This is a genomic window from Fictibacillus sp. B-59209 (assembly GCF_036216745.1).
GTDB classification, from domain to species: domain Bacteria; phylum Bacillota; class Bacilli; order Bacillales; family Fictibacillaceae; genus Fictibacillus_C; species Fictibacillus_C marinisediminis.
In genome coordinates this window covers 46,615-55,150 of record NZ_JARMMC010000006.1, presented here as the reverse complement: position 1 = coordinate 55,150, position 8,536 = coordinate 46,615, and the positions used below count along the sequence as shown (strand labels likewise).

Below are 8,536 nucleotides of genomic sequence, written 5' to 3'. Positions count from 1 at the left end.
TACCTCAAAATAGGTCTGGTGGCGATCGCGACGAGGTCACACCCGTTCCCATACCGAACACGGAAGTTAAGCTCTTCAGCGCCGATGGTAGTTGGGGGCTTCCCCCTGTAAGAGTAGGACGTTGCCGGGCACGAATGAAGCACTGTTGGATTGATTCCAGCAGTGCTTTTTTGTATGTTCTTTTATGAAAATGACGTGATAGGCAAGTAAACCTTGTCGAACCGCAAGTAACGGGTGTGAAATCGCAAGTAAACTCTGTCGAACCGCAAGTAAACGAGCCAAAGCCGCAAGTAAACCCTCCAATTCCGCAAGTAACGCTCCCGGACAACAAAGCAGAACCTTCAAAACCGTATCCATTACCTACAAAAAGATGATTTTCAAAGAGAAAGCGAAAAAATAAAGCCTATATAAACTAATTACTTATTTTATTTTTCATAAAACCATCGAGGGATCAACCAAATAAGGTGGTTTGCATCCGCGCCCCCTGGGGCGAGCTCGGTGCAAGGGATATTCGGTGGTGAGCGATAGCGAAGAGGTCACACCCGTTCCCATACCGAACACGGAAGTTAAGCTCTTCAGCGCCGATGGGAGTTGGGGGCTTGCCCCTGTATAAGTAGGACGTTGCCGGGCATGAACGAAAGCACTGTTGGATTGATTCCAGCAGTGCTTTTTTGTATGTTCTTTTTTATGACAATGATGGGTTTGGCATGTAAAGGCTGGAAAGTCGCACGTAAAGTCTCCATTCCCGCATGTAAACCCTTCAAAGTCGCACGTAAAAGGGCCAAAGCCGCATGAAAACCGTACAAATCCGCAAGTAACGATCCATTTAGCCAACGGAATCCAATCATTCAGTCAGAAGCCACTACTTTTACCATCTTGTTCTTCGAGCATAGAACATTTATTTCACTGAATCGGCCGGGAAGGCTTTAATTTTCCAAGACAGACACGAACAAATTCTGTTTCACATACATTGAACTAGAGCCTAAACAGAAACGAAGATTAATAAGGTACGAGAGTATAGAGCGGAGGAACTCTGGAAAGAATGAAGTAATGGAGGTGGATGGAAATGAAATCATCATTGAAACCAACAGGGGAAATGTGTTTAATATGCGAGGAGCATAAGCAGACCGGTATTCATATTTTACATCAATACATTTGTATGGACTGCGAGAAAAAAATAGTTTCTGCTGAAACCAATGACGAGTATTACAAACACTATTTAAATCAATTAAGAAAACTAAAATTAGTTAATTCTTCTGTATAAAACAGGCCAACATGGCCTGTTTTTCTCTTTGGAGCGAAAAGCAGAGAGGTTTGAGGTATGCTAAAATAGAAGGATAAACGTAACTTCATGCAAGAAAAAAGGATTGCACATGATAAATGAACAAAGAACCCCCTTATATGATGCCCTCATACGGCATAGCCATAAAACAAAATGGTCCTTTCATGTTCCGGGTCATAAAAATGGAGCCATCGGTTTTGGCGGCAATCAAAACAAAGCCTTTGCCTCCGTTCTTCCTATAGATGTGACAGAGCTGACTGGACTGGATGATCTGCATGAACCATCTGAAGCCATTCAGGAGGCGCAAGCGTTGACGGCTTCCTTGTATGGCGTTAATTCCAGTTATTTTTTAGTGGGAGGAAGTACAGCGGGAAACCTGGTCATGCTTTTGTCCGCTTTTCAAGAGAATGATGTAGTGTTCGTTCAGCGCAATTGCCATAAGTCTGTCTTAAACGGGCTTGAGCTGGCAGGGCTGCGGCCGGTGTTTCTCTCACCGGGCATCGATCCAGTTGGCCAGTTTGCCACTGGTCTTACTCTTGAAGTGGTAAAAGAAGGTGTAAGGAAGTTTCCGGCAGCCAAAGGGATTATGCTGACTAACCCCAACTATTATGGAATGTCGGTGGATCTTAAGGAAATAATTCCTTATTTGCACGAGAACGGACTGGTTGTACTGGTGGATGAGGCCCATGGAGCCCACTTTGGACGGGATGGGCAGTTTCCCGAAAGTGCTCTTGAAGCTGGAGCTGACATGGTTGTTCATTCTGCTCATAAAACACTGCCTGCTATGACCATGGGTGCGTACTTGCATTTCAACAGTTTTCGTATTGATGAAAAGAGGGTAAAACATTATTTACAAGCCCTTCAATCCAGTTCGCCATCTTATCCCATCATGGCCTCGCTGGATTTAGCCAGAGCCTATTTAGCCAGCCTTACTCCAAGGGATTTTAATGAAATAAAAAAAGATGGTGAGCATTTCCGGAAAGCTCTGAACCGTATTCCTCAACTAAATGTGCTGCCGGCTTCTGCCGGCTGTCTGATGGACCCTCTAAAAGTTACCGTACAGAGCACGACGGGTCTTACCGGATATGAGCTGCAGGAGAAGTTAGAGGAGAAGGGGATTTTTACAGAACTCGCAGATCCAATGAATGTCCTGTTTGTTCTGCCCCTTGGAAGGATACCGGATCTCAGCGCATTGATTGAAACCATTCAAGGTGCCCTGTCAGACGGGATGTTTCACAAGGAACATTCTCGCATCCCTTTACAGAGGGAAGAGACAGGCATCAGCGCCCTTGCAGTAAGCTATAAAGAGATGCTTAAGATGGAGAGTGCAGAGATATGGATATCCCACTCTTCCGGACACATAGCTGCCCAGTCTGTTATTCCATATCCGCCTGGCATTCCTTTGATTGCCAAGGGAGAACGAATTACTGATGAACTGGTGAAAAACTATCAATATCTATTAGAGCATGGCGCCCGTTTTCAGGGCGGCCAAGGCAAAAAAATAAACGTATATGCTGAACAGAAGGAAGAATAGACGTGAACGGATTATTTATTACGATAGAGGGCCCGGATGGCTCAGGAAAATCAACACAGATTAAAAAACTGGCTGATTATTTAGAAGAAAGCCGTATTCCATATCTTTTAACCCGTGAACCGGGAGGAACAGCGGTCAGCGACCGGATCCGCTCTTTGATTTTAGATCCGGCTCACCCAGAAATGGCGGATGAGACGGAAGTGCTGCTGTATGCCGCTTCACGTGCGCAGCATGTGAAAGAAAAAATTGTTCCGGCGTTGCAAGAGGGCAAACTGGTACTGTGTGACCGCTTTGTCGATGCGTCCATTGCTTATCAAGCCTATGGACTCGGTATTCCTGTAGTGGATGTCACGGCGATCAATCGCTTTGCAACAGGTGGATTAAGCCCGGACCGAAGCTACCTCATCGATATTTCTCCTGAAGCAGGGAGGGAACGGATGGTCAGCCGATATACTGAAGAAGGACTTGACCGTATAGAGCAGAAAAAGCTGGAGTACCATGAGAGAGTAAGATCAGGATTTAGGGAAATTTATTCAGAAAACAAGGAACGTTTTCTTCTTGTGGATGGAAACCAGACTATAGACCAGGTTTTTGATGTCATCAAAAAGGATATTAAACTTCTTCTAGCGAACCGATATAACTAATAATTTACAGGAGGGAAAAAGTATGAAAATGATCATTGCAGTGGTTCAGGATAAGGATAGCAGCCGTTTGGCGGATGCGCTTGTTAAGCATGAGTTCCGTGCGACCAAGCTGGCGACGACCGGAGGCTTCCTTAAAGCAGGGAATACGACGTTCATGATTGGTGTGGAAGATCAGCAAGTGGATCGTGTAATGGACATCATCAAAGAGAACTGCAAGAGCCGCAATCAGCTGGTTGCCCCTGTATCGCCGATGGGCGGTAATGCTGATGCATACGTTCCCTATCCTGTTGAAGTAGAAGTTGGAGGAGCCACTGTATTTGTTCTTCCTGTAGAAAGCTTTCAGCAGTTTTAAAATGACGGAGGAATCAAAATGAAAATTGGCCAAGATCCCCGCCCTTTAATCGATACGAAACAAAAAGAAGGAAAGCTCAGCGGAAAAAGCGGACATGCTTTTGGGGAAGCTGTTACGAGCCATCAGGAAAAGCTGCAGTCCGATCAGCTCGGCACTCTTTTTAAGGACGTAGAGAAGCAGGGGCAGCGGCTTGCTCAGTATCAGACCATGAGAGATTTTAATCAGTATAAACAGCTTGTGCAGCGTTTTGTAAAAGAAGCTGTTGATTTTGGCATGAATCTGAAACAGAGCCGCGGCTGGAACAGCCAGGGAAGGCAGCAGACCACGAGACTTGTCCAAGAAGTAGATACGAAGCTTCTGGAAATGACAGATTTGATGTTAAAAAAGGAAGAAAAATCAATCGGCCTGCTCGATAAGATCGGTGAAGTCAAAGGTCTTTTGATTAATCTGTATACGTAGGTGGAAAAAATGAGCTGGGAACAATTAAGTGAACGGCAGCCAAGAGTTGTAAAAATGTTAACGAATAGTGTTAAGAAGGATCGTCTCGCTCATGCTTATGTGTTTGAGGGGGGGCATGGAACAGGAAAAATGGATATGGCCCTGCAGATCGCAAAAACATTTTTGTGCAGGGAAACAACAAGTGTTGAACCATGCGGAGTATGTAAGGATTGTAAGAGGATCGACTCAGGAAACCATCCGGACGTTCATATCGTCCAGCCTGAAGGGCAATCCATTAAAATTGATCAAATCCGCGGTCTGCAAAAGGAATTTGCTTATCATGGAATGGAATCAGATAAAAAAGTATACATTGTTGAACATGCCGATCGTATGACGGTACAGGCCGCAAACAGCCTGCTTAAATTTTTGGAAGAACCGACGTCATCCACGATCGCCTTTTTATTGACAGAACAGGTGCATCGTCTGCTGGAGACCATTCTTTCCAGGTCTCAGGTTGTTTCCTTTTCTCCTCTTCCGCCAGAACAGCTTATGAAATCTTTGCAGGAAGAGGATATCTCTTTGCCTATGGCTGCTATGGCAGCTGCATTAACGAGTGATAAGTCAGAAGCACTCGAAATTTGTAGGCAAGAGTGGTTTGCACAAGCACGAGACAAAGTGATACAATTAACAGAAGAGTTGAGAACTCGTCCCAGCCAGGTATTTGTTTCATTACAGGATAACTGGTTGTCGTTTTTTAAGGAAAAAGCTCAACTCGACAATGCATTAAGCCTTTTACTGATCTGGTACAAAGATCTTTTATTTATACAGCTTTCAGAGCCGGAGCACCTGGTATTTGTCGATCAGCGGCAAGCGTTAGAGCAGCAAGCTCTACATACCTCACAGAAAAGAATCAGTGAGAAAATGCTGGCTATCTTAACAGCCAAGCAACGTCTAGGTGCAAACGTAAACCCCCAGCTCCTGATGGAGCAGCTGGTGTTACGATTACGGGAGGGATAAAAGCCTGTGTATGAAGTAGTCGGAGTCCGTTTTAAAAAAGCGGGAAAAATATACTATTTCGATCCTGGCGACCTTGATATCATAAAGGATACATTCGTAATTGTTGAAACAGCGCGCGGAATTGAGTACGGAAAAGTCGTCATAGACAAGAAGCAAGTTGGGGAGAATGATGTTGTACTTCCTTTAAAAAAGGTAGTAAGAAGCGCAAACGAGAAAGATACACTTGCGGTAGATGAAAACAAAAAAGCTGCCCAAAATGCTTTTGAACTGTGTACGGAAAAGATAACCGAGCATAAGCTTGACATGAAATTGGTAGATGTCGAATATACCTTTGACCGAAATAAAGTCATTTTTTATTTCACTGCAGATGGACGCATCGATTTTAGGGAACTGGTTAAAGATCTCGCTTCCATTTTTCGGACGCGGATCGAGCTTCGGCAAATCGGAGTCCGTGATGAAGCAAAAATGCTTGGAGGCATCGGCCCATGCGGAAGAATGCTGTGCTGTTCCACTTTTCTTGGTGACTTTGAACCCGTATCAATTAAAATGGCCAAAGACCAGAATTTATCGCTTAACCCCGCAAAGATTTCTGGATTATGCGGCCGTTTAATGTGCTGTTTAAAATACGAAAATGATTATTATGAAGAAGTCAAAAGAGAGCTTCCAGATGTGGGTGAACATATCGCCACTCCAGATGGAAGAGGTCGCGTTGTTGGATTGAATATGCTCGAAAAACTTGTACAGGTCGAACTGCCGGAACTTGAAAAAGTAACGGAATATACAATTGAAGAGCTCATGAAAGAAAAGGAATTATTTACGCAAGCTACAGAATAACGAGGTGGAAAGCACGTGGAGAAAGATCAGATTTTTTCCCGGGTGACCCATATGGAGCAGCAATTGGCAGCTTTAACGGAACAAATTGGAGACTTAAAAGCAGACCTTGTCGCCTTATTGGAACAGAATCACAACCTGCAAATGGAAAATTACAATTTGCGAAGTGCTCTGAAGCCACAGGAAAAAAAAGGATCCAACTCCTCTGTTAAAAAGCGGCCATTGCCACAAGAATCGGCAGATATCGGGGAAGGCTATGACAACCTGGCCAGGCTGTATCAAGAAGGATTTCATATTTGCAATCTTCATTATGGAAGTGTGCGAACAGAGGGCGACTGCCTGTTCTGTCTGTCATTTCTTAATAAAAAATAAAGAGTCTTTCCAAAGGGGAAGACTCTTTTCTATGTTTAAAGAAAAACTCTGTTCGTCAATGTTGTTGATTTTGAGCAGGGTGTGATTAAATCAACAATATGCTTTAACAAAGCCAAAGAAAAAAGTGAAGCAGAAAGAGTGATGTAATGGAAAACCTGTTAAAAGGAGACGAACGGTTAGACTATCTAGTTGATGAATCTTTGAAAATCATACAGAGCCCATCCGTCTTTTCTTTTTCTCTGGATGCCGTACTGCTGAGCAGGTTTGCCTACGTACCCATTCAAAAGGGAAACATTATCGATCTTTGCACAGGAAACGGAGCCGTCGCCTTGTTATTGACACAGCGTTCGAAGGCTGCCATCACAGGAGTAGAGATTCAGGAACGGCTGAGTGATATGGCCGGCCGTAGCGTGGAAGTTAATGGGATGCAGGATCAGGTTTCAATACTGACAGACAACATCATCAATCTTCCTGGAAAGCTTGGTACAGGAAAGTTTGATACGGTCGTGTGCAATCCGCCGTATTTTTCCTCGGTAAATGAAAAAGATTATAATGAGAATCCCCATTTGGCGGTAGCCAGGCACGAGATTCATTGTACACTTGAAGATGTGATCTCAGTGAGCAGCAAGCTGGTAAAGCAGGGAGGTAAAGCTGCGTTCGTCCACCGTCCTCAGCGGCTGATGGATATTTTGAGCCTGATGAGAAAATATAGGCTTGAGCCCAAAAGGCTGCAGTTTGTTTATCCAAAGCATGGCGGTGAGGCGAACATGCTTCTTGTCGAGGGAATGAAGGACGGCAAGCCTGATCTTCATATTCTCCCCCCGCTGACCGTGTATGGAAAAGACGGGCAATATACGGAAGAATTGAAGAAGGTCTTCTATGGAAAATAAATTTTATGTTTATATTCTGAAGTGCAGTGATGATACCCTCTATACCGGCTATACCAATAACCTGGAAAAGCGGGTACTGGCTCATGAATCAGGAAAGGGAGCAAAGTACACAAGAGGGAGAGCTCCGCTGCAGCTTGTTTTCTCCGCTGATTTTCCAACAAAAGAAGATGCGATGAAAGCAGAATACCGAATAAAAAGAATGACGAAGAAAGAGAAGGAACACTTGATCAAGGAAGGAGGCGCTGTATACCATGTGGCAGCAGAACAGCTATCAGAGCGGTCATGAAACAGGTTTACTCTATTTAGTTCCTACGCCGATTGGAAATCTGGAGGACATGACTTTTCGTGCGATACGGATTTTAAAGGAAGCTGATTACATAGGAGCGGAAGATACGAGGCAGACGAAAAAGCTCTGCAATTACTTTGAGATCCAGACCCCTCTTTTCAGCTACCATGAACATAATAAAGAAGTGAGCGGCATGAAGCTAATCGACCTGCTGAAAGAAGGAAAAACAGTGGCACTTGTATCAGATGCAGGAACACCGGCCATTTCCGATCCGGGTTATGAACTTGTTGTGAGCGCACTGGAGGAAAAGATTCCTGTTGTTCCTCTCCCCGGGGCGAATGCGGCGTTATCTTCATTAATTGCTTCAGGACTTAATACGAAGGATTTTTACTTTTACGGATTTTTGCCACGGGGCAAGAAAGAAAAGAAAGAACAGCTTGAGCGGCTCAAGTCCTTTCCATTTACGATGATCTTTTATGAGTCTCCCCATCGGCTGAAAGAAACCTTATCCATTATGCATGACATTTTGGGTGAGCGGAGTGTTTCAATGGCGAGAGAATTGACAAAGAAATATGAGGAGTTCATCAGAGGCCCATTAAGCACGGTGGTGGATTGGACTAAGGAAACAGAGATCAGAGGCGAGTTTTGCCTGGTGGTGGAAGGCTCGTCAGATGCACCTGAAGAAAAGGCAGAATCTCAGTGGTGGGATCCTCTGACGCTTGTTGAACACGTCCAGCATTACATCGATAAAGAACAGCTAAAAAGTAAAGAAGCGGTAAAAAAAGCAGCGGCAGACCGAAATCTGCCAAAGCGAGAAGTATACCAAGCCTATCACGTTGAAAATGAAAGCTAAACACATAAAAAAGAGCCTCCTGTCATCAGGAGGCTCT

At 44.4% G+C, this 8,536-nt stretch carries 11 protein-coding genes and 2 rRNA genes; all 13 read left to right on the top strand.

The window, feature by feature from the left end; genetic code table 11:
* Positions 1–14 precede the first annotated feature (14 nt).
* The 13 genes from rrf (P4361_RS04935) to rsmI all read left to right on the top strand — a co-directional run bounded on the left by rrf (P4361_RS04935) (position 15) and on the right by rsmI (position 8,499).
* Positions 15–130: ribosomal RNA gene (gene rrf / locus P4361_RS04935) — 5S ribosomal RNA — on the top strand.
* 380 nt (positions 131–510) lie between these two features.
* Positions 511–630 (top strand): 5S ribosomal RNA (gene rrf / locus P4361_RS04930).
* Between the two features lie 436 nt (positions 631–1,066).
* Positions 1,067–1,264 (top strand): sigma factor G inhibitor Gin, encoded by a 198-nt coding sequence (locus P4361_RS04925; protein WP_256227853.1) that lies wholly within the window; start codon positions 1,067–1,069, stop codon positions 1,262–1,264.
* A 112-nt stretch (positions 1,265–1,376) separates the two neighbouring features.
* A complete protein-coding gene (locus P4361_RS04920; RefSeq protein WP_328088474.1) occupies positions 1,377–2,816 on the top strand; it encodes an aminotransferase class I/II-fold pyridoxal phosphate-dependent enzyme in 1,440 nt (479 codons plus the stop codon).
* A 2-nt stretch (positions 2,817–2,818) separates the two neighbouring features.
* Positions 2,819–3,460: a dTMP kinase gene (gene tmk, locus P4361_RS04915; RefSeq protein WP_328088472.1), complete on the top strand. Its 642-nt coding sequence runs from the start codon at positions 2,819–2,821 to the stop codon at positions 3,458–3,460.
* A gap of 22 nt (positions 3,461–3,482) precedes the next feature.
* Positions 3,483–3,812, top strand: a complete 330-nt coding sequence (locus tag P4361_RS04910) for a cyclic-di-AMP receptor (protein WP_053356283.1) — start codon at positions 3,483–3,485, stop codon at positions 3,810–3,812.
* An 18-nt stretch (positions 3,813–3,830) separates the two neighbouring features.
* Positions 3,831–4,271 carry a YaaR family protein gene (locus P4361_RS04905; protein WP_091010633.1) on the top strand — a complete coding sequence of 147 codons (441 nt, stop codon included), beginning with the start codon at positions 3,831–3,833 and terminating at the stop codon, positions 4,269–4,271.
* Between the two features lie 9 nt (positions 4,272–4,280).
* Entirely contained in the window at positions 4,281–5,267 is a 987-nt protein-coding gene (holB, locus tag P4361_RS04900) for a DNA polymerase III subunit delta' (RefSeq protein WP_328088471.1), read from the top strand.
* Between the two features lie 6 nt (positions 5,268–5,273).
* Entirely contained in the window at positions 5,274–6,101 is an 828-nt protein-coding gene (locus P4361_RS04895) for a PSP1 domain-containing protein (protein WP_053356280.1), read from the top strand.
* A 15-nt stretch (positions 6,102–6,116) separates the two neighbouring features.
* On the top strand, positions 6,117–6,470 hold the full coding sequence (gene yabA / locus P4361_RS04890; protein WP_053356279.1) for a DNA replication initiation control protein YabA: 354 nt from the start codon (positions 6,117–6,119) through the stop codon (positions 6,468–6,470).
* Positions 6,471–6,616: 146 nt separating this feature from the next.
* Positions 6,617–7,360, top strand: a complete 744-nt coding sequence (locus P4361_RS04885) for a tRNA1(Val) (adenine(37)-N6)-methyltransferase (protein ID WP_256227856.1) — start codon at positions 6,617–6,619, stop codon at positions 7,358–7,360.
* The gene (locus P4361_RS04880; protein WP_256227857.1) at positions 7,350–7,646 is read left to right on the top strand and encodes a GIY-YIG nuclease family protein; all 297 of its coding nucleotides are present in this window, start codon (positions 7,350–7,352) and stop codon (positions 7,644–7,646) included. Before P4361_RS04885 ends, P4361_RS04880 begins: the two co-directional genes overlap by 11 nt.
* Positions 7,612–8,499, top strand: a complete 888-nt coding sequence (gene rsmI, locus P4361_RS04875; protein ID WP_091010637.1) for a 16S rRNA (cytidine(1402)-2'-O)-methyltransferase — start codon at positions 7,612–7,614, stop codon at positions 8,497–8,499. The genes P4361_RS04880 and rsmI overlap by 35 nt, the downstream gene beginning before the upstream one ends.
* Positions 8,500–8,536: the final 37 nt, after the last annotated feature.

Bases quoted from the DNA above. Each gene is read 5' to 3' on its own strand.
- rsmI (WP_091010637.1), top strand. From the start codon at position 7,612: ATGTGGCAGCAGAACAGCTATCAGAGCGGTCATGAAACAGGTTTACTC.
- P4361_RS04905 (WP_091010633.1), top strand. From the start codon at position 3,831: ATGAAAATTGGCCAAGATCCCCGCCCTTTAATCGATACGAAACAAAAA.
- P4361_RS04885 (WP_256227856.1), top strand. From the start codon at position 6,617: ATGGAAAACCTGTTAAAAGGAGACGAACGGTTAGACTATCTAGTTGAT.
- holB (WP_328088471.1), top strand. From the start codon at position 4,281: ATGAGCTGGGAACAATTAAGTGAACGGCAGCCAAGAGTTGTAAAAATG.
- P4361_RS04910 (WP_053356283.1), top strand. From the start codon at position 3,483: ATGAAAATGATCATTGCAGTGGTTCAGGATAAGGATAGCAGCCGTTTG.
- P4361_RS04925 (WP_256227853.1), top strand. From the start codon at position 1,067: ATGAAATCATCATTGAAACCAACAGGGGAAATGTGTTTAATATGCGAG.
- P4361_RS04880 (WP_256227857.1), top strand. From the start codon at position 7,350: ATGGAAAATAAATTTTATGTTTATATTCTGAAGTGCAGTGATGATACC.